The following is a 25,011-nucleotide window of genomic DNA, read 5'->3' as shown; positions in this document are numbered from 1 at the left end:
GTTTCAGATCGACAGTGCCCGGAGTTTGAATTCATTGCTTGCCGGGCGATCCTGAGCCCGCCGTTGCAAGTTTGCGGCCCTCCAGGCATTTGCAGCGGCGGGGCTGTTTCTGCGCTGCGCAACGCACCGCGCCATAACGGCATAAGCCAGCACCTTTGATTATTGGACAGGCCAAGTTTGCCCGGTCGATGCTGCGGGGCCTCTGACCCAGGAGCTGTCACAAGGAGCTTTCCATGCCTGCCCAACGCCAACTCAAGCTGGGTGCCTTCATGCGCCCGGTCAGCATCCACACCGGCGCCTGGCGCTACCCGGGCGCCTATCGCGACGCCAACTTCAACTTCGCCCACCTCAAGCGTTTCGCCCAGACCCTGGAGCGGGCGCGCTTCGATGCGTTTTTCATGGCCGATCACCTGGCCTTGCTCAACATGCCCATCGACGCCTTGAAACGCAGCCATACCGCCACCTCGTTCGAACCCTTCACCCTGTTGTCCGCCCTCAGCCAGGCCACCGAACACATCGGCCTGGTGGCGACGGCTTCGACCACCTATGACGAGCCGTTTCATATCGCCCGGCGCTTCGCTTCCCTCGACCACCTGAGCAACGGCCGCGCCGGCTGGAATATCGTCACCACCGCCAACCCCGATGCCGCGCTGAACTTCGGCCTGGAGCAGGCCTTCGCCCATGACCAGCGTTATGCCCGGGCGCGGGAGTTCTATGAGGTGGTCACCGGGCTCTGGGACAGCTGGGCGGACGACGCCTTCATTCGCGATGCCGACAGCGGGGTGTATTTCGACCCGGACAAGCTGCACCGCCTCGACCACGCCGGTCGCCACCTGAACGTGCGCGGACCGCTGCACATCGCGCGCCCGGTGCAGGGCTGGCCGGTGATCGTGCAGGCCGGCGCGTCGGAGCCCGGGCGCCAGCTGGCCGCGGAAACCGCGGAGGTGATTTTTGTCGCCCCGGGCACGCTGGAGGAGGGCCGCTCGTTTTATGCCGATATCAAGCGGCGCATGGTCGCCGTCGGCCGCGACCCCGAACACCTGAAGATCCTGCCCGGGGCCTTTGTGGTGGTCGGCGATACCCAGGAGGAAGCACGGCGGATCCGCGCGCACCTCGACAGCCTGGTGCACTACGAGAGCGCGATCGCCTCGCTGTCCATCGCCCTGGGTACGGACGCGACGAAGTTCGATCCGGACGCGTTCCTGCCGCCGATCCCCGAAACCAACGCCAGCCAGAGCGCCCGCGAGCGCGTATTGGCGCTGGCCGACCGCGAACAGCTGACAGCCCGCCAACTGGCCCAGCGCCTCGGTGGATACGCCGGCCTGTCGTTCGTCGGCACCGCGCGGAGCATCGCCGACGACATGCAGCAATGGCTGGAGACCCACGGCAGCGACGGATTCAACATCATGTTTTCCTGGCTGCCGGGCGGCCTCGACGACTTCGTCGCCAAGGTCATTCCCGAATTGCAGGGGCGGGGGATTTTCCGCCGCGAATACGAGGGAGCTACCTTGCGTGAAAACCTCGGGTTGCCGCGGCCGGCGAATCGGTTTTTTACCTGAGCTTTTATCCCCGCACCAGGCTGCGCTTGATCCACTCATACAGCTCGACGCCTTCGGTGGAGAGTTCGCTGTTGGCGCGGCGGCACAGGTAATACTGACGTCCGTCGTCGACCTCCAGGTCGAACAGTTTCACCAGCTCGCCGCTGGCCACATGGGGCGCCACCAGCGGCTCGCGCAGCAATGAGCAGCCGAGGCCGGTGAGGGTGGCGGTCAGGGCCAGCTGGCCGTCTTCCAGCAGCAGGCCGTTGAGCGCGGTGGCGTGGCGCACCTCGGCGGCCTGCAGCCACTGGCCCCAGGTGCCGCGTTCCTCGTCGTGCAGCAGCGGCAGTTCGCTCAGGGCCTGGGGGCTGTCGATGGGGCCGTGCCGTTCGAGAAAGGCGCGACTGCAATAGGGCGTGACCGCCCCGGAAATCAGCGGCTCGCTGTGATACCCCGGCCAGTGCCCGGTGCCGAAGCGGATCGACAGGTCCGCCGCGTCGCTGGGGTAGCTGCGGTGGTTGGCGTAAGTGACGTTGATGTCCAGCTCCGGATGGTCCCGCAAAAACTCCGCCAGGCGCGGAATGAACAGGTTGATGCCGAACAGCGGGATCAGGCTGATGGTGACCTGGCGCGTGGCGCTTTTTTCCCGCACATGCTCGGTGGCGCTGCGCAGCACGGCGAAGGCCGAGCGGATCGCCCGGTAATACTCGCGGCCTTCCTCGGTGAGGATCAGGTTGCGGCCCTGGCGCAAGGTCAACGGCTGCTGCAGGAAGCTTTCCAGCAGGTGCAACTGATGGCTGACCGCGGAGGGGGAAACGTCCAGCTCGCGGGCGGCGGCATTCACCCCGCCATGGCGGGCGAAGGCTTCGAAGGTGCGCACGGCACGCAGTGGAGGGTCATTGGCTAACTGTTCTAAATTATTCATGTGTTGAATTAAATACCAAGATATTTGAGAAATAAAGGGTCGTATCTGCCGTATTTGTGGCGGTTATAGCGTTTCTTTTATTTCGCATAACCATATGAATTTCTGATATTTGATAAAAATAGAATAAATAACTAGTGTGCCGCGTTCTTGCTTTCCGGTCGGCGCGCGGTGCGGTCCGACCCTTGGTACATGGGGTTGATGGTTTTCATGGATGCCTTTATCCAGCAACTGCTCAATGGCTTGATGTCGGGCAGTCTCTACGCGCTCGTGGCCCTGGGTTACACCATGGTCTACGGCATCCTGCGGATCATCAACTTCGCCCATGGCGACGTGTTGATGATTGGCGCCCTGATCGGGTTGTCGGTGATTCGCCTGTTGCAGGCCGCCTGGCCCGAATTGCCCGCGGTGCTGGTCCTGCTGCTGGCTACCCTGATCGCCATGGCCTGCTGCGCCTTGCTCGCGGTGCTGATCGAACGGATCGCCTACCGGCGCCTGCGCCATGCGCCGCGCCTGGCCCCGCTGATCAGCGGCATCGGCGTGTCGCTGCTGCTGCAAACCGCCGCCATGCTGGTGTGGACGCGCAACCCGCAGATGTTCCCGCAATTGCTGCCGCTGGAGCCGATCGAGGTGCTGACCGGCGCTTCCGGGCATGGCGCGGTCACCAATGCCACCGCCCTGACCACCATCGGCATCGCCCTGGCGGTGATGCTGGCGCTGCTGGTGCTGGTGGAGCGCAGCCGCTTTGGCCGGGCCATGCGCGCGGTCGCCGAGAACCCTCAGGTCGCGAGCCTGATGGGCATCGACCCCAACCGCATCATCGTGCTGACCTTCGCCATCGGCGGCGCCCTGGCCGCGCTCGCCGGCATCATGATGGCCAGCAACTACGGCAGCGCGCATTTCTACATGGGCTTCCTGCCAGGGATCAAAGCCTTCACTGCCGCGGTGCTGGGGGGCATCGGCAACCTCAAGGGGGCGATGCTCGGCGGCCTGCTGCTGGGGCTGATCGAAGCCCTGGGCACCGGCTACCTGGGAACGGCCACCGGCGGCGTGTTCGGTAGCAACTATCAGGATGTGTTCGCCTTTATCGTGCTGATCGCGGTGCTGGTGTTGCGTCCTTCGGGGATTCTTGGCGAACGACTGGCGAGCCGCGCATGACACTCACGACCGCACTGGCAACACCTTCCAGCACCCGCGCCCACTTCGGCCTGCTGCTGTTCACCCTGGCCCTGGTCCTGGCGCCCTGGGTGGTCGGCCATGCGGGCGGCAACACCTGGGTGCGGACCCTGGATTTCGCGCTGCTCTACATCATGCTGGCCCTGGGGCTGAACATCGTGGTCGGTTACGCCGGGCTGCTGGACATGGGCTTTATCGCCTTCTACGCGGTGGGCGCCTACCTCGCGGCGCTGCTGTCCTCGCCGCACCTGCTGGCGCAGTTCCCGGCCCTGGCGGCGGCCCTGCCGGAAGGTTTGCATACCTCGATCTGGCTGATCCTGCCCCTGGCCGCGCTGCTGGCGGCCGGCTGCGGCCTGGTGCTGGGGGCGCCGACCCTGCGCCTGCGCGGCGACTACCTGGCCATCGTCACCCTGGGTTTTGGCGAGATCATTCGCATCCTGCTGCGTAACCTCGACCGGCCGGTGAACCTCACCAACGGCCCCAAGGGCATTGCCCAGGTCGACCCGGTGCACCTGCTGGGGATCAACCTCGGCCGCAGCCAGGAGTTGTTCGGCCTGCGCCTGCCGTCGGTTTACCTGTACTACTACCTGTTCGCCGCGTTGGTGCTGCTGATCCTGTTCGCCTGTATCCGCCTCCAGCGTTCGCGCATCGGTCGCGCTTGGATGGCGATTCGCGAGGACGAGGACGCGGCGCAAGCCATGGGCCTGGATACCCGGCGCCTGAAGCTGCTGGCGTTTGCCATCGGCGCCGCCTTTGGCGGTGTCAGCGGCGCGCTGTTCGCCTCCTTTCAGGGCTTCGTGTCGCCGGAGTCTTTCACCCTCAACGAGTCGATTGCCGTGCTGGCCATGGTGGTGCTGGGCGGCATGGGCCATATCCCTGGAGTGATCCTCGGCTGCGTGCTGCTGGCGGCCTTGCCGGAAGCGCTGCGCGCGAGCATGGGCCCGTTGCAGCAGGCGTTGTTCGGCCAGGTGCTGCTGGACCCGGAAATCATCCGCCAGCTGTTCTACGGGCTGGCGCTGATCCTGGCCATGCTCTATCGGCCCGCGGGCCTGTGGCCGGCGCCGGCGGGAGGTGCGCGATGAACCAGCCGTTGTTGCGGATCGAAGGGGTGAACAAGCACTTCGGTGGGGTCGCCGCGCTGAGCGATGTCAGCCTGAGCATCCAGCCCGGGGAAATCTACGGCTTGATCGGCCCCAATGGCGCCGGCAAGACCACCTTCTTCAATGTCATGACCGGCCTCTACAGCGCCGACTCCGGAAGTTTCCAGCTCGATGGCCAGGCCTATCGGCCCACGGCGGTGCACCGGGTGGCCCGGGCCGGCATCGCCCGGACCTTCCAGAACATCCGCCTGTTCAACGCCATGAGCGCGTTGGAGAACGTCATGGTCGGGCGCCATGTGCGCACCCGCAACGGCCTCTGGGCCGCCTTGAGCCGGCATCGCCGGGCCCGCGAGGAAGAAGCCCGGACCCGCGAGCAGGCCTGTCGCCTGCTGGAATACGTGGGCCTGGCCGGCTTCGCCGATTACCGCGCCGACAGCTTGTCCTACGGCCATCAGCGGCGCCTGGAAATCGCCCGCGCCCTGGCTACCGAACCGCTGCTGCTGGCTCTCGACGAGCCGGCGGCGGGGATGAACGCCAGCGAGAAAGTGCAACTGCGCGGCCTGCTGGAAAAAATCCGCGGCGACGGCCACAGCCTGTTGCTGATCGAGCACGACGTGAAACTGGTGATGGGGGTATGCGACCGCATCAGCGTGCTGGACTACGGCCGGGTGATCGCCGAGGGCGCGCCAGAGCAGGTGCGTCGCCATCCGGCAGTGATTCAAGCCTACCTGGGAGCCAGCGCCGATGTCTGAGCCACTGTTGAAAATCGACGGCTTGCAGGTGCGCTACGGCGTCATCGAAGCGGTCAAGTCCCTGGACCTGCGGATCGCCGAGGGTGAGCGGGTGACCCTGATCGGCGCCAACGGCGCGGGCAAGACTTCCAGCCTCAAGGCGCTCACCGGGTTGCTGCCGGCGGCCCGGGGGCAGATCCATTTCGCCGGGTGTCCGGTGCTCGGCCTGGCGCCCCATGAACTGCTGCGCCAGGGCATCGCCATGGTCCCGGAAGGGCGCGGTATCTTCGCCCGCATGACGGTGCTGGAGAACCTCCAGGCCGGGGCCTTCCTGCGCCGTGACCGGGCCCAGGTCAACCGCGAGATCCGCCAGCTGTTCGAGCACTTTCCACGCCTGGAAGAACGCTTGCAGCAGTGCGCCGGGCTGCTCTCCGGCGGCGAGCAGCAGATGCTCGCCCTGGCCCGCGCGCTGTTGTCCCGGCCGCGCCTGCTGGTGCTGGACGAGCCGTCCATGGGGCTGGCGCCGATCATGGTGGAGAAGCTGTTCCAGGTCATCGACGACGTCTGCCGCCAGGGCATGACCCTGTTGCTGGTGGAGCAGAACGCCCGGCTGGCCTTGCAGGTCACTGATCGCGCCTACGTGATGGACACCGGCCGCATCAGCCTGAGCGGCGCCTCGCGCGATCTGCTCGACGACCCCGAGGTGCGCGCGGCGTACCTCGGGGAATGAATCAACCACTGACGCTACCGGACGCCCGGCGTGTTCCGACAAGCCCGTACAGGCCAGACATGGCCTGCCTGAAACAGGAAATACCGATGAAAACTTGCGTTCCATTCAAACACGCCGTACTCCTGGGCCTGGCGCTGAGCAGTCTGGCCAGTGCCCTGGCCCAGGCCGAGCAACAGGTGCTGATCGGCCTCGCCGGGCCGCTGACCGGACCCTCGGCGCGGATCGGCAAGGACCTGGAAAACGGCGCGCAACTGGCCATCGACCAGGCCAACGCCCGTCATCCGCAGATCAATGGCGAGGCGGTGACCTACAAGCTGGTCTCCGAAGACGACCAGTCCGATCCGCGCACGGCGGTCTCGGTGGCCCAGCGCCTGGTCGACGCCGAGGTGGTGGGGGTGGTCGGCCACTGGAACACCGGCACCAGCATTCCCGCGGCGCGGGTCTACCACGACGCCGGGATCGCCCAGGTGGCTCCGGTCGCCACCGGCCATGCCTACACCCAGCAGGGTTTCGACAGCAGTTTCCGGATCATGGGCCATGACGACGATGGCGGCCGGGTCGCCGGCGACTATGCGTTGAATAGCCTCAAGGCCCGGCGCATCGCGGTGATCGACGATCGCACCGCCTTCGGCCAGGGCCTGGCGGACCAGTTTGCCAAGGCCGTCGAGGCCGGTGGCGCCAGCGTGGTGGCGCGCGAGTATGTGGACGACAAGACCATCGATTTCAGCGCGGTGCTGACCAATATCCGCAGCCAGAACCCCGACCTGATTTTCTTCGGCGGCGTCGACTCCCAGGCCGCGCCGCTGGCCCGGCGCATCAAGCAACTGGGGATCAAGGCCCCGCTGATGGGCGCCGGAGGTTTTGTCAGCCAGACCTTCCTGCAACTGGCGCAGAACGAAGGCGAGGGCGTGATTGCCCTGGAGCCGGGCCTGGCGGTGGCGCAGATGCCTGGCGGCAAGGCCTTCGAGCAGGCGTACCAGCAACGCTTCAAACACGGCATCGAACTGCATGCGCCATTCGCCTATGACGGCGTCGGCGTGCTGATCGCGGCGATCGAGAAAGCCGGCTCGACCGATCCCCGGCAATACCTGCCGGTGCTGCGCGCCAGCAATTATCCGGGGGTGACCGGCACCATCGCCTTCGATGCCCAGGGCAACCTGAAGAACCCGTCGTTCACCGTCTACCAGGTCAAGGCTGGCCAGTGGCAGCCGGTGAGCGTGGCGGGTGGCGAACAGGCGCAGTAGAAAACAAGGCCAATCATCGGGCGGGCCCTGTGGCTCGCCCGGTTCCGTGGAGCTGATGGAGGCACACAATGAGCAAACTGCAAGGTGAACTGGGCATCCTCGCCCGGCGGCGGATCGAAGCGGAAATCATCAAGCCGATCTACGACATCCTGGTGCGCGAGCACGGCCAGGCCCATGCCGCGGCGGTGATAGGCGAGGCCGTGGGCAATGCGGCGATCCAGGCCGGCCGGCATTTCGCCGCCCTGGAGGAAAACGGCACCGACCTCAAGAGCTTCGTCGAGCTGCAGGTGCTCTGGGAGCAGGACGACGCGCTGAAGGTCGAGATCATCGCCAGCGACGCCGAGCACTACGACTATGACGTCAAACGCTGCCGCTACGCCGAGATGTACCACGAGATGGGCCTGGGCGAGATCGGCCACCTGCTGTCGTGCAACCGCGACGAGCTGTTTATCGTCGGCTACAACCCGGACATTGAACTGACCCGCACCCAGACCATCATGGGCGGCGCGCCGCGCTGCGATTTCCGCTACCGTGCCAAGCCCCAGGAGCCGCGCTCATGAGTCTTCAGGCACGGGTCAATGGCGAGCGCCTGTGGGCCTCGCTGATGGAGATGGCGCAGATCGGCGCCACCGCCAAGGGTGGGGTCACGCGGTTGGCGTTGAGCGATGAGGACCGGCGCGGCCGCGATCTGTTCGTGGCCTGGGCTGAAGCCGCAGGGTGCACGATCCGCATCGATGCCATGGGCAATATCTTTGCCCGGCGCGCCGGGCGCAACGATGAGCTGGCGCCGGTGCTGACCGGCTCCCACGGCGATTCCCAGCCGGCGGGCGGCAAGTTCGATGGCATCTATGGCGTGCTGGCCGGGCTGGAGGTGCTGCGCACCCTCAACGACCTCGGGATCGAGACCGAGCGGCCGATCGAGGTGGTCAACTGGACCAACGAAGAAGGCTCGCGCTTCGCCCCGGCGATGATTGCCTCGGGGGTGTATGCCGGGGTGTTCGATCTGGAGTACGGCCTGTCGCGAGTCGATGCCGAGGGGGTCAGCATCGGCGAGGCGCTGCAACGCATCGGTTACGCCGGCACTCATCCGGTGGGCGGCCAGGCGGTGCACGCGGCGTTCGAGCTGCACATCGAGCAGGGCCCGATTCTCGAAGCCCAGGGCCTGACCATAGGCGTGGTCAGCGGGGCCCAGGGCCAGCGCTGGTATGAAGTCGAACTGCTGGGCCGCAGCGCCCATGCCGGGACCACGCCCATGGACCATCGGCTGGATGCCGTGCTCGGGTTCGCCCGGGTGGTGGAGGCGGTCAACCAGCTGGGCCTGGAGCAAGGCGCCGAGGGCCGGGCTACGGTGGGCATGGCCAATCTCTTTCCCAACTCGCGCAACGTGGTGCCCGGGCGGGTGTTCTTCAGCGTCGAGTTCCGCCACCCGGACGAGGCGGTGCTGGCCCGCCAGGACCAGCAGCTGCGCGAGGCGGTGGCCCGGGTTGCCGAGCGGATCGGCCTGCAGCACAGCGTCAAGCAGATCTTCCAGTACGCGCCCATCGCCTTCGACCGCGACTGCGTCGAGGTGGTCCGCGCCGCCAGCGCAGCCCTGGGCTACAGCCACCGGCCGATGATCTCCGGGGCCGGGCACGACGCCTGCTACCTGAACCGCGTGGCGCCCACGGCGATGATCTTCGTGCCCTGCGTGGACGGCCTCAGCCACAACGAAGCCGAAGCGATCCACCCCCATTGGGCCACGGCCGGCGCTGATGTGTTGTTGCAGTCGATCCTGGCCAAGGCGGGGAACTGAACCCACGGCAGGCTGCGCAGCACTCCAGCAAGCCTGGGGAGAAATACCGTCTGCGGCGCAGCCATTGCGGCTGCGCCAGGCTTCTGCAGAATGTGTTGCAACCCGCGATGATGCGGATGACAATGCGAGTCATTATCAGTCGCGAATTATTCCATCGTCATGCCCGCCAACGACCTGTCCTTACGCAGTGCTGTCAACGATCTGTATTGTGACCACCACGGTTGGCTCCAGGGCTGGCTGCGCAAGCGCCTGGGCAATGCCTTCGATGCCGCGGACCTGACCCAGGACACCTTCGTCCGGGTGATCAAGGCCCGCTCCGCGCTGGATATCCGCGAGCCGCGTTCGTACCTGTCGATGATTGCCAAGGGGCTGCTGATCGATCTGTTTCGTCGGCGTTCTCTGGAGCAGGCCTACCTTGACGTGCTGGCCGCGATGCCCGAAGCCTTGCAGCCATCGCCGGAGGAACAGGCAATCCTGTTCCAGGCGCTGATGGAAATCGACCGCCTGCTGCAAGGGCTGGGGCCGCGGGTTAAGCAGACCTTTATCCTGTCGCAATTCAATGGCCTGACCTATCCGCAAATCGCCGAGCAGCTGGGTGTCAGCGTGCGCACGGTGAACAACCACATGGCCAAGGCCATGGAGCATTGCTGCCTGATGCAGATCCAGTTGCAACTCGCATGAGCCTGCCTGCCGAGGAAGCGAAGGCCATCGGTGTCGCGGCGCGCTGGTATGCCCGCTTGCATTCCGGCACCGCGACCGACGCCGATCGCGCCGCCTGGGACAGCTGGCTGGCGGCCGATCCAGTGAATCGCCAGGCCTGGCAACGCATGGCCGCAGTGGCCGAGCAGATGGCCAGCGTGCCGGGCGCCCTGGCGGCACCGACCTTGAGCAAGGCCGGCCACAGTTCCCGGCGCCAGGTGCTGCGCAGCGCCTTGCTGCTGACCTCCGCCGGCACCCTGGGCTGGCTGGGCTGGCGCAGCCAGGCCGCGCAGAACCTGATGTGCGACTACCGCACCCGGGTCGGCGAGCGCCGCGAGTTCCGCCTGGCGGATGGCAGCCGCCTGCTGCTCAACACCGATACTTCGGTCAACCTGCGCTTCGATGGGCGCCAGCGGGTGCTGGAGTTGCTGTGGGGCGAGATCCTGGTGAACACTGCGCCTGACCCCTTGCAGCGACCGTTCAAGGTGGTCACCCGCCATGCCGAGGTGCTGGCGCTGGGCACGCGTTTTATCGTGCGCAGCCAGCCCGGCGGTGGCGAGGTGGCGGTGCTGGAAAAGGCGGTGGAGGTCAGTGTGCCGGGCAGCGGTACGGCGATGCGCGTCGAGGCCGGCAAGCGGGTGGCGTTCAACGAGCGCAGCCTGGGCATGCAACGCGGCAACGATGTCTCGGTGGGCGCCTGGCAGCAGGGCAGCATCATCGCCATCGACCGTCCCTTGGCTGTGCTGCTCAACGACCTGTCGCGCTATCGTCCCGGCGTGCTGCGTTGGGACCCGGCCATCGGCGACCTGAAGGTCTCCGGGGTCTTTCCCATCGATGACACCGACCTCGCGCTGGCGGCGCTGGAGAGCGGGTTTGCCCTGCGCGTGACCCGCTACAGCCGTTTCTGGGTCCAGGTCGCCCGGGCCGATTCGCGCTGACAATCGCCCTTGGATAAAAAAATTTCCGGCGCCTGCACTTTTCGGCCGCACCGTTCGGCTCATCCCTCAGTGAGTTGTCATTGACCGTTTTGGGGGAGGGAGCATGTCTCGGGTGAACGCGCCAGGTCGTCTGGCGAATGCAGTGAAAGTCGCGTTGTTGGCAACCAGCATGGCCAGCGCCTGCTCGGCGAATGCCGACCCGGCCGCAGGGGCCGCGGCGCAGCAGAGCCAGGTCCGCGCCTATGACATCGGCGCCGGCAGCCTGGTGGATGTGCTGACCCGTTTCTCCAGCGCCGCCGGGGCGGCGATTTCCTTTGATGCGCGCCAGACCCAGGGCCGGCAATCGCCCGGGCTCAAGGGCCAGTTCGGGGTCGACGAAGGTTTCGCGCGGATTCTGCGCGGCAGTGGCCTGCGCGCCGAGCCCCAGGCCAACGGCAGCTATGTGCTGCGCGCGGTGCCGGTGCTTGGCTCGGCACTGGAACTGGGCGCCACCAACATCAACGGCAAGCTGCTGGGCGCGACCACCGAGGGCAGCGGCTCCTACACCACCGGGGCGGTGACCATCGGCAAGGGCGAGCACTCGCTGCGGGAAACTCCGCAATCGGTGACGGTGATGACCCGCAAGATGCTCGACGACCAGAACCTGCACAGCATCGACCAGGTTATGGAAAAGACCCCGGGCATCACCGTCTACGACTCGACCATGGGCGGCAAGTATTTCTACTCCCGCGGCTTTCGCATGTCGGGCCAGTATCAGTACGACGGCGTGCCGCTGGACATGGGCAACCAGTATGTCCAGGCCGACAGCTTCAGCGGCGACATGGCCTATTACGACCGGGTGGAAATCCTCCGCGGCGCGGCGGGGATGATGAAGGGCGCGGGCGGCACCGCCGGCGGGGTGAACTTCGTGCGCAAGCGTGGCCAGGGCACCCCGCAGACCGAGGTCACGCTGTCCGGCGGCAGCTGGGACAACTACCGCGGGCAGGTCGACACCGGCGGTCCGCTCAACGAGTCCGGCACCCTGCGTGGCCGCGCGGTGGTGGCCGAGCAGAGCCGGCATTACTTCATCGACGACGCCAGTCGCAAGGACCAGGTGTATTACGGCGCGCTCGACTTCGACCTGAGCCCCGACACCACCCTCGGCCTGGGCATCGCCTATGAAGACGTCGACGCCAACCCGTGCTGGGGCGGCCTGCCGCGCTACAAGGACGGCAGCGACCTGAAACTCGGCCGCTCGACCTGCCTCGACCCGTCCTGGAACACCTGGCGCAGCAAGCGCACCACGGTGTTCGGCGACCTCAAGCACCAGCTCAACGACGACTGGGCGCTGAAGGTCGCCGGCGTCTATACCAAGAACACCCAGGACATCAAATATGCCTTCGCTTCCGGCGCGGTGACGCCCGGCATCGACACCACCGGCATGCTCGGCAGCATGTACGACTACGACCAGGTCTATTACGGCCTCGATGCCTACCTGGACGGCAAGTTCAACGCGTTCGGCCTGCAGCATGAGCTGGTGGTGGGGGTCAACGGCAGCCGTGCGGACAAGGACGATTTCTTCTCGGTGGCCTTCCTGCCGCAGCGGCAGAACGTGTTCAACCCGGACCGGCATATCCCGAAACCGGACGACAGTTACTTCATCGAGAACTCGACCCGCGGTGGCCCGGTGAAGACCGTCACCGAACAGCGTGGCCTGTATTCGACCCTGCGCCTCAAGCTGGCGGAGCCCCTGACCTTTGTCGTCGGCGGCCGGGTCAGCTGGTACCGCTCGAAAAGCGACTCGGTGTTCCTCAGCTCGGGCACCTCGGAGCACGCCAGGAGCACCGAGACCGGCCAGGTCACGCCCTTTGCCGGCCTGTTGCTGGACCTCAACGACAACCTGACTGCCTATGCCAGCTACGCGGAAATCTTCACGCCCCAGGGCAACTACCGCTCGCAAAGCGGCTCGGCGCTCAAGCCGCTGGTGGGGGAAAGCTATGAGCTGGGGATCAAGGGCGAATGGTTCGAAGGACGCCTGAACAGCTCCTTCAACCTGTTCCAGACCGTGCAGAAGGACCAGGCGCAGACCGACTACAACTCCAGCTGCGCGTCATCGGACGGCTACTGCTACCTGAACTCCAGCAAGCTCCGCGCCCAGGGCTTCGAAGCCGAGATCAGCGGCGAAGTCATCGAGCGCCTGCAACTGCTGGCCGGCTACACCTACACCCAGACCAAGACCCTCGACGACATCGACAGCGGCCTCAACGGCGCCGCCTTCAACAGCTACGTGCCGCGCCATGTGCTGCGCCTGTGGGGCGACTACGCCCTCGACGGCGCGTTCGAGCGCTTCAACATCGGCGCCGGGGTCAACGCGCAAAGCGACAACTTCCGGGTCTCGCAGGCCAATGGCGAAAAAATCACCCAGGCCGGCTACGCGGTATGGAACGGCCGCATCGGCTACCGCATCGACGACACCTGGTCGCTGGCGCTCAACGGCAACAACCTGTTCGACAAGCGCTACTACACCACCATCGGCACCGAAAGCTTCGGCAACTACTACGGCGACCCACGCAACTTCACCATGACCCTCAAGGCGCAGTTCTGAACCGGTCAGCCAATAAAAAACGCCACTCCCGGGAGTGGCGTTTTTGTGTGTGGCTGACTCAGCCGATCTCCACCCATCCCCGGGCGTCGCCAGGCTTCACGGAGCATCCAGCAGCACATCGCCGATGGGCAACTTGGGGACTGCACAAATTTCGGAAATTCCCTACAACACGCCTGTAACTTCTTTCAATAGGATGGCCAGCTGACTAAAAGGAGGGTCACGCATGGCTAATCACGGTTACATGCCTGGCGCTTGTTTAGATACGTTAGAGCAGACTATGTGAGCGCTTATAAAAACATGGGGCCGGGCGCGATGGGTTTTGAAATATATACCGACTTCCAGACAGGAAAGCAGGTGTACCGAGAGTCCGGAAAATGATCTTGTGGGTTTTTCCTGTTTTGGCCGCTTGTGGCATTAGTGTTGCCTACTTTCTGAAGGTGCGCCTCTCTGGCAGCGATTTGAATTACGCCAGGTTTTATTTCTGTTTGGTGTTCAATGGCCTTTTTGTCGTGCCTTACATGGATATTCTTCAGAATAATGACTTTCTGTTCTTGGGGCGTCGGCCCGAGATAATTTCAGAGCATCCATTTATTGGGTGGATTGCTTTTGCTTGCATATTTATTCATCTGTTTGCGCTCCCGGTTAAACGAAAAGTCAAAGTGTGGTTTTCACAAAAGTAAGCGCATGCGAATAAATGATTTCTGGATTACGCAGTGGCCGCAATTCACCTTGGGCGAGCTCTTTCGACACTGCGAATAAGCACTGTCCTGATCTGAAAACCTCGGCCTGCTGCGCCCAGCGAATCGGTTTTTTACCTGGGCGTGCAGGCCTGGAGAGCGGCGTGACTCAGCCGATCTCTACCCATCCCCGGGCGTCGCCAGCGCCCAGCAGATCAGCGACCGGCTTCACCGTAATCCGGCCATCCACGGTACCCAGCGCCAGTTGCCCGGCGTGGGCGTCCATGGCGTGGATGATGGTCGGCAAGCCATCGATCCGCGCCTTGGCGTTCAGTCGCAGTTGGCCGGTCCGGGCCTCGATCAGCATCAGGCTCCCATCGAGGAAAGCCGCCGCCACCAGGCCCGCCTCGGGTAGGTGAGTGATCGCGCTGGGCGATGCCGGCGTGGGGTGCCGCCACAGTTCCTGGCCGCGCTCCAGGTGCCGGCGATAGATGAAACCCTGGTACGGCTCGCAGACCGAAGGGTTGTAGTGCTGGCCGGCGATCACCACGCCCGCGCCCAGGGCATCCGCCACATAAGCGCCCCGGCATTCCATGGCGTGGCTGGCCCGGGTGCCGTCCTGCTTGAGCAGCGGCCAGAGTCTTTGCAGGGTACCGTCGGGCTGGATGGTGCACAGGTACTTGTGTTCATGGGAGCTGGCCGGCGTGCCCTGCAACGCGAACAGATGAGGTGCGCCGCTGATGCCGATGTAGTGGTTGAAGCAATCGTAGTGGCCGGCATCCATAGGTTGGACGCTATTGTCGGACGGATCGAGCAGCACATCGCCTGCCTTCGAATTGGGCGATCGCAGACGATTGCGACGTCCCAGGAGGTGGCCGTCGGTGGATGCGCAAAAGGTGTATTCGTCGTCGTAGGTCTGCACCAGCTCCAGGCCGTTATCCGTCAGCGCATACAAACACGAATCCCGTTTATAGACCTCGCGCCCGTCCTGCACCTGCACCCCGTGCACCTGCACGCCGGCCCCGCGCAGGATTTCGACGCCGTAGCCAGGACCCGTATGGTGGGCGAGCCGGGTGCCGTCCGTGCTGTAGATATCCAGCAGGCAATCGTCATGGGTGACGCCTATCCGGTCCGGACCGAGCCAGGCGATATCGCGGATGGCGCTTCGGCATTCCAGCTCGGGCACGCCCAGCCATTGGGCCAGGCGCACGGCCGCTGGGCTCTGGTCATCTGCCGGAAGGCCCGCGGCAGTGACGGTCGCGGTCGGGTCCAGTTCCAGCACCTCTGAGGTTCGGGCTGTCCACGCTGCTTCACTGTCGTCGATCTGCACCAGAAACAGCGTGTCGAGGATCGCCGACCAGTCGCTGTCGTCCAGCCCGTCCCACTCTTCGTTCCATGGCCGCACCCAGGCTTCGACCCGCTCGCCGCTGGCGTCGTAGCGGCAGCGCACGACTTCGGGAATATCGGCAAAAGGGCGGCGGCTCTGGCCGGTCTGCCAGTCCCACACGGCCAGCTCGCCTTCGAACTGGTAGCCGCCGTCATAGCGGCCGGCACCGATAACGATGCGGGGCAGGGTGGGGTGGAAACCCAGGTCGTTGATCGGCAGGCACAGTTCGTCGAAGATGGCGAACGGCACCGGCTCGCCACGCCGGTACAGGCCGAGCCGATAACGCAACCCGGTGCCGCCATAAGCCGCCCGCGCGGGCGGATTGACCAGCAACGCAAACTCCGAGACCACGGCGGCGATATCCCCCGCCGGGTGGAAGAACGCGCCGGTAATCCTGCCGGTTCCGCGCAAGGTGGGGTCCATGATGCTGGTCATTGCTATTCCCTGAGTGATGGTGAGCTGGCGTTGCCTGCGCATGCTACCCGCAGCCCGCGCGCGCGGGAAATCATCACGTCAGTCTTGGCGGTGGGTCTTGGCAATGCCGGCTTTCTTGATTGACGTCAACCGCGTCCGCGGGCTGGCGCAGTAGTCTCGTTGCCATCCAACGGTGTGCGAGGCCGGGGCGATCCCGTCGCGCTTTTCGCTGCCATGACTAAGGCTCCTGTCCATGAACGACGCGGTACTGACCCACCTCGATTCCCTCGGCCGTGCGCGCATGGTCGATGTCACCGACAAACACGTGACCTTTCGCGAGGCGGTGGCCGAGGCCTGGGTGCATATGCGTGCCGAGACCGCGCGGTTGATCGTCGGCGGTGGCCATCCCAAGGGCGATGTGTTCGCGGTGGCGCGCATCGCCGGTATCCAGGCGGCCAAGCGCACCAGCGAGCTGATCCCGCTCTGTCATCCGTTGCTGCTGAGCAGTGTGGTGGTCGAGTTGAGCCTCGAGGACGAGCATCGCGTGCGCATCGTGTCGCGCTGCAAACTGGCGGGGCAGACCGGGGTCGAGATGGAGGCGCTGACCGCCGCCAGCGTCGCCGCCCTGACGCTGTACGACATGTGCAAGGCGGTGGACCGTGGCATGCATATCGAGTCGATACGGCTGCTGCGCAAGTCCGGGGGCAAGAGTGGCGATTACCAGGCGCCCTCGGCATGAAGCTGCAGGTGCAGTATTTCTCCCGCTACCGGGAAACCCTGGGCTGCGCCAGCGAGGTGGTCGAAGGCGATTTCGCCTGCCTCGAGCATTTGCGTCGGCACCTGGCGAGCCGCTGCGGCATCTGGCGAGTGCTGGACGAGCCGAGCCTGATGTGTGCCCGCAACCAGGACCTGTGCGGGCTCGACGAGGCGCTGGACGACGGCGACGAGGTGGCGTTCTTTCCCACGGTGACCGGCGGCTGAGGCGCTGGCCCAGGCCGCGCAACCCCGATTCGGAGGCCTCATGATCTATCCGCTGCTGCTCAGCCTGCATCTGCTCGCCGCGCTGGTGTTTATCGGCACGGTGTTTTTCGAAGTGCTGTTCCTGGAACACATCCGCAAGCAACTGCCGGCCAAGCTCATGGTGCTGCTCGAACAGGGCATTGCCGGCCGTGCCCGCCAGCTGATGCCCTGGGTGCTGCTGGCGCTGTTCGGCGCCGGGCTGGGCATGGTCTGGGTGCGTTATCTGCCGGTGCTGGCGGCGCCCTTGGCGTCATCGTTCGGCACCTTGCTGATGCTGAAGATCCTGCTGGCCGCCAGCGTGCTCGGGCATTTCCTGGTGGCCATGCTGCTGTTCAGGAGCGGGCGCATGAATGCCCGCTATTCGCGCTTTATCCATCACAGCCTGTTCGGCCATATGCTGCTGATCGTGCTGCTGGCCAAGGCCATGTTCTACCTGAACTGGTAGGCCGGCGCCGACCCCACGCTTGATGCAAGTCAAGGAGCCCTGGGCATTAACGCCGGACACTGGCCCTCCACCGCCAGCCATGGAGCCCTGTCATGCCTGATCTACTGCCGCACCGCAGCGAGCCGCTCGTTCGACGCGATCAAGGCGTGCTCGATCCCAACTGCCATGCCGACACCCGCCGCTTTCACGGCGGCATCGGTTCCCTGGACCTGCTGCGGGCGTTGCGCAACAGCCGGCAGAAGCGCCGGCCGCTGTCCCTCAACGTGCAGTTTGCGCCGCGCCTGGCGGGCATATCGGCCGACGCTGGCGAAAGCTACCTGCGGCGGCTGGAGCGCGAGATCGACCTGGTGGGCTGCCACCTGGGGCCGGAGCAGCGCATCGAGCAGTTTCACCTGGGCGGCGGTACCCCGGACGCAGCGCATCTGCAACGCTTGATGACACACCTGCGCCAGCGCTTTCACTTCCTCGAACACGATTGCGGCGACTACAGCATCGACGTCGACCTGCACCACACCGACTGGGCGACCATGGGCCTGCTGCGTGACCAGGGGTTCAATCAGGTCAGCATCGGCGTGCCGGATATCGGTAGCGACAGCCAGCTGTCGGTGGCCTGCTACCAGAACCCGGCGCCCATTCATTCGCTGATCGATGCGGCGCGGACCTTCGGTTATCGCTCGGTGAATGTCGACCTGGGGTATGGCCATGCCTGGCAGACCCCTTCGAGCCTCGCCTTGAAGCTCAGCACCCTGATCGAGCTGGAGCCCGACCGCCTGCAGGTGTTCGACTACGCCCAGCCGCCGTTGCGCTACCGGCGCCAGAGCCAGGACCGCCCCGCAGCGGCCTGCAGCCAGGAGGCCAAGGAGGCGATGCGGCGGATCTGCTTCGAGCACCTGCTGGCGGCGGGTTACCAGTACATCGGCCTGGGCCAGTTCGTGCGGCCCGACGACGACCTGATGATGGCCCAGGAGCGCGGCCGGCTGCGCCGCAACTGCCAGGGTTTTACCTGCCACGGTTATTGCGACCATGTGGGCTTCGGCCTGGGGGCCATCAGCCAGTTCGACGAGCTGTACACGCAGAACAGCGAAGTGCTCGGCGACTATCTGCAACAGCTGGACCTGGGCCAACTGGCGACCTGTCGCGGCTGGCGTTGCGAGGCCGGCGACCAGGTCCGGCAGCTGGTCATGGAGCGCCTGGCGTGTGACCTGGAGCTGGATATCCTGGCCATCGAAAGCCGCTACGGGCTGATCTTCCGCCAGTACTTCGCGTCCGCCTGGCTGCGCCTGCAACAGCTGAGCTGGAACGGCCTGGTGGAAGTCTCGGAGCGCTTTATCAGCATCCTGCCCGCCGGCCGGCTGGAGGTGGACAGCATCTGCCAGCTGTTCCAGGAGGATTTGAACAGCCCGGGGCAGGCCTGCGGTTGCGCGTGCGTGGAGCCTGATTCCGGGCTTTGATTTAGCCCCTTGATTGCAGCCAGGCGCGGCGCGCTTGACGGCGATCAAGTTTGCCCGCCGGTGCGCTTGCCGCGCCCTTGCCTGGCGCCTTAGCGTGGTCGCCGAACCCCGCTGTGAATCAGGTAGCCCATGGATCTCGGAACGGCTTGCGAACCCTTCTATCAACCCTTGAACAATGAACAGGCGCTGTTCGAACAGGCCTGGCGGCACGGCATGCCGGTGCTGATCAAAGGCCCCACGGGCTGCGGCAAGACCCGGTTTGTCCAGCACATGGCGCACCGCCTGGACCTGCCGCTGCACACCGTGGCCTGCCACGACGACCTCAGCGCCGCCGACCTGATCGGCCGCCATCTGATCGGCGCCCAGGGCACCTGGTGGCAGGACGGGCCGCTGACCCGGGCGGTGCGCGAAGGCGGCATCTGTTACCTCGACGAAGTGGTCGAGGCGCGGCAGGACACGGTGGTGGTCCTGCACCCCCTGGCCGACGGCCGTCGCGAGCTGTTCCTGGAGCGCACCGGCGAAGTGCTGCGGGCGCCGCCGTCCTTCATGCTGGTGGTGTCCTACAACCCCGGTTACCAGAACCTGCTCAAGGGCATGAAGCCCAGCACCCGCCAGCGCTTCGTGGCGATGCGCTTCGACTATCCACCGCCGGCCGAAGAGGAACGCATCGTCCAACGCGAGGCGCAGGTGGATGCGGCCCTGGCGCGGCAGATCGTCGGGCTGGGCCAGGCCCTGCGCCGCCTGGAACAACATGACCTGGAGGAGGTGGCGTCCACCCGGCTGCTGATTTTCACCGCGCGCATGATCGGCGCCGGCATGCCGCCGCGCGAAGCCTGCCTGGCGTGCCTGGCCGAGCCCCTGAGCGACGACCCTGTCACGGTGGCGGCGCTGATGGACGTGGTCGATGTGCACTTCGGCTGAAGCCGCTGCTGCAACCACCGAGGCCCCTCGGCGTCATCTGCCGGGGGATCTGGCGATGTGGTTTTTCATCCTCGCCGAGCTGTCGGTGTTCGCCATCCTGATTCTTGCGTTCGCGGTGACCCAGCAGCTCAAGCCGCAGCTGTTCGCCGAAAGCCGCCAACTGCTCGACAGTTCCACCGGCCTGGCCATGACCCTGAGCCTGCTCAGCGCCGGGCTGCTGGCGGCGCTGGCCCAGGAACGGGTGCGCCGGGCGCGGCCACGCCAGGGCGCGGCGTTGCTGCTGGCGGCCTTGCTGGTGGCCACGGTCTACCTGCTGCTCAAGCTCGGCGAGTACCGGCATCTGCTGGGCCTGGGACTCGGGCTTGAGCACGACACCTTCTTCACCCTGTACTGGATCCTCACCGGTTTTCATTTCCTCCATGTGCTGCTGGGCATGCTGATTTTCGCCTGGCTGGCGCAGCGCTGCCTGCGCGGCCGGTATGGCGCCGACAACCCTTCGGGTTTCGAATCCGGGGTGCTCTATTGGCACATGGTCGATCTGGTCTGGGTGCTGCTGTTCCCGCTGGTCTACGTCCTGGGTTGACGAGGTGCGCATGTCCGCTGGCAGGTTCTTGCTGAGCTGTTGGGTCGCCCTGGCCGGTCTCAGCGTCGGCACGGTATGGCTGGGCAGCTGGCTGGGGCAGGGCGCGCCGCGCGGGGTGGTGGTGCTGATCCTGCTGCTGGCGGTGGCCAAGGCCTGGCTGATCGCCGACGGCTTCATGGAACTGCGCCACGGGCCGCGCCTGTGGCGCTGGCTGCTGCTCGGCTGGCCGTTGGCGCTGGCCTTGCTGCTGGGCCTGATCCTCAGCCTGTAAATACCCGAGTAAAACCATCGGCGTTTCTTGATTGCCATCAAGCGGGTTTGCCCCCCGCGCTTCCTAGAATGGCCGGGCCAAGCCAAGAGGAAGCGAGCATGTCGGAAACCTTCACCAAAGGCATGGCCAGGAACATCTATTTCGGGGGAAGCGTGTTCTTCTTCCTGATCTTCCTGGCCTTGACCTATCACACGGAGCAGACCTTTCCCGTACGCAGCAACGACGCGCTGTTGAGCGCGGCGGTGGTGCGCGGCAAGACGGTCTGGGAGCAGAACAACTGCATCGGCTGCCACACGCTGCTGGGCGAGGGCGCCTACTTCGCGCCGGAGCTGGGCAACGTGTTCCAGCGCCGCGGCGGCGAGGAGGGCTTCAAGCCTTTCCTGCAGGCGTGGATGAAGATGCAGCCCCTGGGCGTGCCCGGACGCCGGGCCATGCCGCAATTCAACCTGAGCCAGCAGGAGGTCGACGACATCGCCGAATTCCTCAAGTGGAGCTCGAAGATCAATACCAATGGCTGGCCGCCAAACAAGGAGGGCTGAACGATGCGTCTTGCCAATCCACACCTGAAATTCGCCTCGCAAGCCGTGGCCAAACCCTACTTCGTGTTTGCCCTGATGCTGTTCCTCGGCCAGGTGCTGTTCGGTTTGATCATGGGCCTGCAATACGTGATCGGCGATTTCCTGTTCCCGATCATTCCCTTCAACGTGGCGCGGATGGTCCACACCAACTTGCTGATCGTCTGGCTGCTGTTCGGCTTCATGGGGGCGGCCTACTACCTGATCCCGGAAGAGGCCGACCGTGAACTGCACAGCCCGAAACTGGCGCTGCTGCTGTTCTGGGTGTTCGCCGCCGCCGGCGTGCTGACCATCCTCGGCTACCTGCTGGTGCCCTACGCGGGCCTGGCGCGGCTGACCCACAACGAGCTGCTGCCGACCATGGGCCGCGAGTTCCTCGAGCAGCCGACCATCACCAAGATGGGCATCGTGGTGGTGTGCCTGGGCTTTCTCTACAACATCGGCATGACCCTGCTCAAGGGCCGCAAGACCACCGTCAGCATGGTGATGATGACCGGGCTGATCGGCCTCGCGGTGTTCTTCCTGTTCTCCTTCTACAACCCGGCCAACCTGGCCCGCGACAAGTTCTACTGGTGGTGGGTGGTGCACCTGTGGGTGGAAGGCGTGTGGGAGCTGATCATGGGCGCGATGCTGGCCTTCGTGCTGATCAAGATCACCGGCGTGGACCGCGAAGTGGTGGAGAAATGGCTCTACGTGATCATCGCCATGGCGCTGATCAGCGGGATCATCGGCACCGGTCACCACTTCTTCTGGATCGGCGCGCCCGAAGTCTGGCTGTGGGTCGGCTCGATCTTCTCGGCCCTGGAGCCGCTGCCGTTCCTGGCCATGGTGATCTTCGCCTTCAGCATGGTGAAGAACCGCCGCCGCCAGCACCCGAACCGCGCCGCCACGCTGTGGGCCAAGGGCACCACGGTGACCGCGTTCTTCGGCGCCGGGGTCTGGGGGTTCCTGCATACCCTGGCGCCGGTCAACTACTACACCCACGGCACGCAACTGACCGCGGCCCACGGCCACCTGGCGTTCTACGGCGCCTACGCGATGATCGTCATGACCCTGATCAGTTACGCCATGCCGCGCCTGCGCGGCCTCGGCGAGGCGGCGGACGAACGCTCGCAGACCCTGGAGGTCTGGGGTTTCTGGCTGATGACCCTGTCGATGGTGATGATCACCCTGTTGCTCACTGCCGCCGGCGTGGTCCAGGTGCTGCTGCAACGCTGGGCCGAGGACGGCACGGCAATGCCGTTCATGGCCACGGTGGAGCATTTGAGCGGGCTGTTCTGGGCGCGCCTGGTCAGCGGGCTGGGGTTCTTCGCCGGGCTGCTGTGCTACCTGCTGAGCTTCCGCCAGCGCGGCCGCGCCGCCTTGCGCGCACCGGCCCCGGTGGTGTCCTCATGAACGACCGCTGCTGGCGAAACGTATCCCTGTAGCCGCTGTCGAGCGAAGCGAGGCTGCGATCGGCAGCGTAGCGGCCGCAAGCCGGGCCATGCGGTCTTTCCGGCAAACCGCGTGCACAGGCTTTGCGAGGACTGCGTCGGAATGCCGCCCACCTCGATCGCAGCCTCGCGGGCTCGGCAGCGGCTACGAAGATTGGATAGCGCTGGAAAAGGTCGGTCCGGCTGACGTAGCGGACCGTTTTTCTGTACTGGAAAAAAGGAGGTTCCATGGCCTTCACCCTGGAACTGGAAGAGTGGGTCGGCAGTGTCTGGCACCGCTTTATCACCCGCCGCGCCAGCGTGGATTTTCCCGAGGCGCGGGTTGAGCTGGCGCCGCGCCAACGGGCCCTGGCTCTGTTGTTGCGGGCCATGGGCGGGGACGGTCGCGGCGTCGAGGCGGCCAGCGAGCGCGACCTGCTGTTGCGCCGCAGCCTGTTGCAGCAGATCGCCGGCACTTGCCGGCAACTGCCCCTGGCCTGGTGCGACGCCGACAACCTGCGCCTGCCGGCCAGCCTCGCGGTGTTTCCCGAGGCGGCGTTGAACGAGGAGCTGTATCGCTGGCTGGCCCTGCTGGCGGCGCAGTCCGGGCCGATGCGCCATTGGGGCCGGGACAACCAGCGCTGGACCCGGCGCCTGTTGCAACGCTACCCGGCGTTGCGGGATCGCTACCGGCGGCTGGTCGAGGCCCATCTGCAACTGCGCCCCGATCCGGCCTCGCTGAGCCGCCCCGAGGCCGCGCTGGAGCGGGCCTTGTGCCAGGCCCTGCGCGAGCCCGGAAGTGTCGCCGAGTTTCCCCGCAGCGAACGCGCGGCCTGGCCCGTGCCGTTGTGGCTGTACCCACCGCTGCACCTGGCCAGCCCGCTGGCCGCCGATCTTGAGAACTCGCCGGAGGACCTGGCGACCACGGCCGGCGAGCAGGCCGGCGGACGCAAGCGCGCCAGCCGGGTCGAGGACAGCAGTCGCGACGGCGGCCTGCTGATCGTGCGCCTGGAGAACCTGTTCAGCTGGACCGAGCATGTGGACCTCGACCGCTGGGCCGACGACAGCGAAGACCCGGACGCCGCCCGGGTCGCCGCCGACCTGGATGAGCTGACCCTGTCGCGCACCCGCCTGCGCAAGGGCGGTGGCCTCAAGCTGCACCTCGACCTGCCGCCGGCGGATGTCGATGACATTCCCCTGGGCGAGGGCATCCACTTGCCGGAATGGGACTATCGCAAGGGGCGGCTGCAGGAAGCTTTCGTCAACCTGCAGATGCTGGTGCCGCGCGATTGCCAGGCGCAGCCGCTGCCGTCGCGCCTGAAGCCGTCGGCGCAGCTGTTGCGACGGCAGTTCCAGCAGCTGCGCAACGACCGCCAGTGGTTGCGCCAGCAGCCCCAGGGGTCGGAGCTGGACATGCAGGCCTGGCTGGATTTTCACGTCGAGCGCGCCCATGGCGCCTGCGCCGAGCGCGGCCTGTTCATGGAGCAGCGCCAGACCCGGCGTGACCTGGCGTGCCTGCTGCTGGCCGATGTCTCGATGTCCACCGACGCCCACCTCAACGACGAGCACCGGGTGATCGAGGTGATCCGCGACAGCTTGCTGCTGTTCGGCGAAACCCTGGCTGGCCTGGGTGACGACTTTGCCCTGTACGGATTTTCCTCGCTGCGTCGCCAGCAGGTGCGCATGCAGGAACTCAAGGCCTTCGACCAGCGTTACGACGACCACACCCGCGGGCGGATCCAGGGGCTCAAGCCGGGGTTCTATACCCGCATGGGCGCGGCGATCCGCCAGGCCACGCGCCTGCTCGCGGGCTGCAAGCGCCAGCGCAAGTTGTTGCTGTTGTTGACCGATGGCAAGCCCAACGACCTCGACCTCTACGAAGGCCGCTATGGCGTCGAGGACACCCGCGAGGCGGTGCTGGAAGCGCGCCGCCAGGGGCTGACGCCGTTCTGCATCACCATCGACCGCGAAGCAGCGGCTTACCTGTCGTACATGTTCGGCGCCAATGGCTACACCCTGATCCGCCAGCCCGAGCAACTGCCGCTGCGTTTGCCGCAGTTGTATCGACAGCTGACCCAGCCTTGAGGCGCAACACCCCTCGACGGCAGGCGCCTGGCTCGCCAGCGAAGAGACCCTCGGCTGTTGCCCGCGCCTGGGACACCTTCGCCGGCGAGGGCAGGCGAGGGGGAAGGGTTCAAGGTTCCAGGCAAACCTGGTGTGCAGGCCTTGCGGGGACTGCATCGCAATGCCAATCAGGCAACGCGTTATTTCAGGTAAATCTCGCGCATAGGTTTTGCGAGGACTGCGTCGGAATGCCGCCCACCTCGATCGCAGCCTCGCTAACGCTCGACAGCGGCTACACGTAGAGACCAGAGCCATGCGCGGTCTTGTAGCCGCTGCC

23 protein-coding genes are annotated in these 25,011 nt (G+C 65.6%); 21 read left to right on the top strand and 2 right to left on the bottom strand.

From position 1 onward, the window contains the following. The first annotated feature begins 233 nt into the window (after positions 1-233). Entirely contained in the window at positions 234-1,559 is a 1,326-nt protein-coding gene (locus PVZ80_RS19835; RefSeq protein WP_273864445.1) for an LLM class flavin-dependent oxidoreductase, read from the top strand. A gap of 4 nt (positions 1,560-1,563) precedes the next feature. On the opposite strand, the gene PVZ80_RS19830 is transcribed toward PVZ80_RS19835, so the two are convergent. Beyond that, positions 1,564-2,463, bottom strand: a complete 900-nt coding sequence (locus PVZ80_RS19830; protein ID WP_009049486.1) for a LysR substrate-binding domain-containing protein — start codon at positions 2,461-2,463, stop codon at positions 1,564-1,566. A gap of 207 nt (positions 2,464-2,670) precedes the next feature. On the opposite strand from PVZ80_RS19830, the gene PVZ80_RS19825 reads away from it, so the two are divergent. The 10 genes from PVZ80_RS19825 to PVZ80_RS19780 all read left to right on the top strand — a co-directional run bounded on the left by PVZ80_RS19825 (position 2,671) and on the right by PVZ80_RS19780 (position 13,454). Then, positions 2,671-3,618 carry a branched-chain amino acid ABC transporter permease gene (locus tag PVZ80_RS19825; protein ID WP_273864448.1) on the top strand — a complete coding sequence of 316 codons (948 nt, stop codon included), beginning with the start codon at positions 2,671-2,673 and terminating at the stop codon, positions 3,616-3,618. Next, complete coding sequence (locus PVZ80_RS19820) at positions 3,615-4,718, top strand: ABC transporter permease subunit (protein ID WP_273864444.1); 1,104 nt, start codon at positions 3,615-3,617, stop codon at positions 4,716-4,718. The genes PVZ80_RS19825 and PVZ80_RS19820 overlap by 4 nt, the downstream gene beginning before the upstream one ends. Next, a complete protein-coding gene (locus tag PVZ80_RS19815; protein ID WP_028682716.1) occupies positions 4,715-5,488 on the top strand; it encodes an ABC transporter ATP-binding protein in 774 nt (257 codons plus the stop codon). The genes PVZ80_RS19820 and PVZ80_RS19815 overlap by 4 nt, the downstream gene beginning before the upstream one ends. After that, positions 5,481-6,197, top strand: coding sequence for an ABC transporter ATP-binding protein (locus PVZ80_RS19810; protein WP_273864443.1), 717 nt, complete (start codon positions 5,481-5,483; stop codon positions 6,195-6,197). Before PVZ80_RS19815 ends, PVZ80_RS19810 begins: the two co-directional genes overlap by 8 nt. Before the next feature lie 86 nt (positions 6,198-6,283). Continuing rightward, positions 6,284-7,441, top strand: a complete 1,158-nt coding sequence (locus PVZ80_RS19805; protein ID WP_273864442.1) for a branched-chain amino acid ABC transporter substrate-binding protein — start codon at positions 6,284-6,286, stop codon at positions 7,439-7,441. A 68-nt stretch (positions 7,442-7,509) separates the two neighbouring features. Further along, on the top strand, positions 7,510-8,001 hold the full coding sequence (locus PVZ80_RS19800) for an L-2-amino-thiazoline-4-carboxylic acid hydrolase (RefSeq protein ID WP_038633187.1): 492 nt from the start codon (positions 7,510-7,512) through the stop codon (positions 7,999-8,001). Then, entirely contained in the window at positions 7,998-9,233 is a 1,236-nt protein-coding gene (locus tag PVZ80_RS19795) for a M20 family metallo-hydrolase (protein WP_041989360.1), read from the top strand. Before PVZ80_RS19800 ends, PVZ80_RS19795 begins: the two co-directional genes overlap by 4 nt. Before the next feature lie 159 nt (positions 9,234-9,392). After that, complete coding sequence (locus PVZ80_RS19790; protein WP_028682719.1) at positions 9,393-9,914, top strand: sigma-70 family RNA polymerase sigma factor; 522 nt, start codon at positions 9,393-9,395, stop codon at positions 9,912-9,914. Further along, complete coding sequence (locus PVZ80_RS19785) at positions 9,911-10,870, top strand: FecR domain-containing protein (RefSeq protein ID WP_273864441.1); 960 nt, start codon at positions 9,911-9,913, stop codon at positions 10,868-10,870. Before PVZ80_RS19790 ends, PVZ80_RS19785 begins: the two co-directional genes overlap by 4 nt. A 103-nt stretch (positions 10,871-10,973) precedes the next feature. Next, positions 10,974-13,454, top strand: coding sequence for a TonB-dependent siderophore receptor (locus PVZ80_RS19780; protein WP_273864440.1), 2,481 nt, complete (start codon positions 10,974-10,976; stop codon positions 13,452-13,454). 846 nt (positions 13,455-14,300) lie between these two features. Here PVZ80_RS19780 and PVZ80_RS19775 read toward each other — a convergent pair. Then, positions 14,301-15,953: a hypothetical protein gene (locus PVZ80_RS19775; protein WP_273864439.1), complete on the bottom strand. Its 1,653-nt coding sequence runs from the start codon at positions 15,951-15,953 to the stop codon at positions 14,301-14,303. A 232-nt stretch (positions 15,954-16,185) separates the two neighbouring features. Between PVZ80_RS19775 and moaC the strand changes: the two genes are divergently transcribed. The 10 genes from moaC (at position 16,186) to PVZ80_RS19725 (ending at position 24,695) form a co-directional block, all read left to right on the top strand. After that, the gene (moaC, locus tag PVZ80_RS19770) at positions 16,186-16,671 is read left to right on the top strand and encodes a cyclic pyranopterin monophosphate synthase MoaC (protein ID WP_038633169.1); all 486 of its coding nucleotides are present in this window, start codon (positions 16,186-16,188) and stop codon (positions 16,669-16,671) included. After that, positions 16,668-16,913: a MoaD/ThiS family protein gene (locus PVZ80_RS19765; protein WP_041989346.1), complete on the top strand. Its 246-nt coding sequence runs from the start codon at positions 16,668-16,670 to the stop codon at positions 16,911-16,913. Before moaC ends, PVZ80_RS19765 begins: the two co-directional genes overlap by 4 nt. A gap of 40 nt (positions 16,914-16,953) precedes the next feature. After that, a complete protein-coding gene (locus tag PVZ80_RS19760) occupies positions 16,954-17,397 on the top strand; it encodes a CopD family copper resistance protein (RefSeq protein ID WP_009049473.1) in 444 nt (147 codons plus the stop codon). Positions 17,398-17,489: 92 nt separating this feature from the next. Then, a complete protein-coding gene (locus tag PVZ80_RS19755; protein ID WP_273864438.1) occupies positions 17,490-18,848 on the top strand; it encodes a coproporphyrinogen III oxidase in 1,359 nt (452 codons plus the stop codon). Between the two features lie 129 nt (positions 18,849-18,977). Beyond that, entirely contained in the window at positions 18,978-19,769 is a 792-nt protein-coding gene (locus PVZ80_RS19750; protein WP_009049471.1) for a CbbQ/NirQ/NorQ/GpvN family protein, read from the top strand. Further along, on the top strand, positions 19,753-20,352 hold the full coding sequence (locus tag PVZ80_RS19745; protein WP_273864437.1) for a cytochrome c oxidase subunit 3: 600 nt from the start codon (positions 19,753-19,755) through the stop codon (positions 20,350-20,352). The genes PVZ80_RS19750 and PVZ80_RS19745 overlap by 17 nt, the downstream gene beginning before the upstream one ends. Before the next feature lie 10 nt (positions 20,353-20,362). Then, entirely contained in the window at positions 20,363-20,623 is a 261-nt protein-coding gene (locus PVZ80_RS19740) for a cytochrome C oxidase subunit IV family protein (RefSeq protein WP_016702477.1), read from the top strand. Positions 20,624-20,721: 98 nt separating this feature from the next. After that, positions 20,722-21,162, top strand: coding sequence for a c-type cytochrome (locus tag PVZ80_RS19735; protein WP_016702476.1), 441 nt, complete (start codon positions 20,722-20,724; stop codon positions 21,160-21,162). Positions 21,163-21,165: 3 nt separating this feature from the next. After that, the gene (locus PVZ80_RS19730; protein WP_063431496.1) at positions 21,166-22,593 is read left to right on the top strand and encodes a cbb3-type cytochrome c oxidase subunit I; all 1,428 of its coding nucleotides are present in this window, start codon (positions 21,166-21,168) and stop codon (positions 22,591-22,593) included. 266 nt (positions 22,594-22,859) lie between these two features. Beyond that, positions 22,860-24,695, top strand: a complete 1,836-nt coding sequence (locus tag PVZ80_RS19725) for a nitric oxide reductase activation protein NorD (protein ID WP_273864436.1) — start codon at positions 22,860-22,862, stop codon at positions 24,693-24,695. Positions 24,696-25,011 lie beyond the last annotated feature (316 nt).

It is taken from the genome of Pseudomonas sp. B3G-3 (assembly GCF_028640915.1).
GTDB classification, from domain to species: domain Bacteria; phylum Pseudomonadota; class Gammaproteobacteria; order Pseudomonadales; family Pseudomonadaceae; genus Aquipseudomonas; species Aquipseudomonas chlororaphis_I.
Note: the sequence above shows the minus strand (reverse complement) of the source record. Positions and strands in the feature narration are given on the sequence as shown.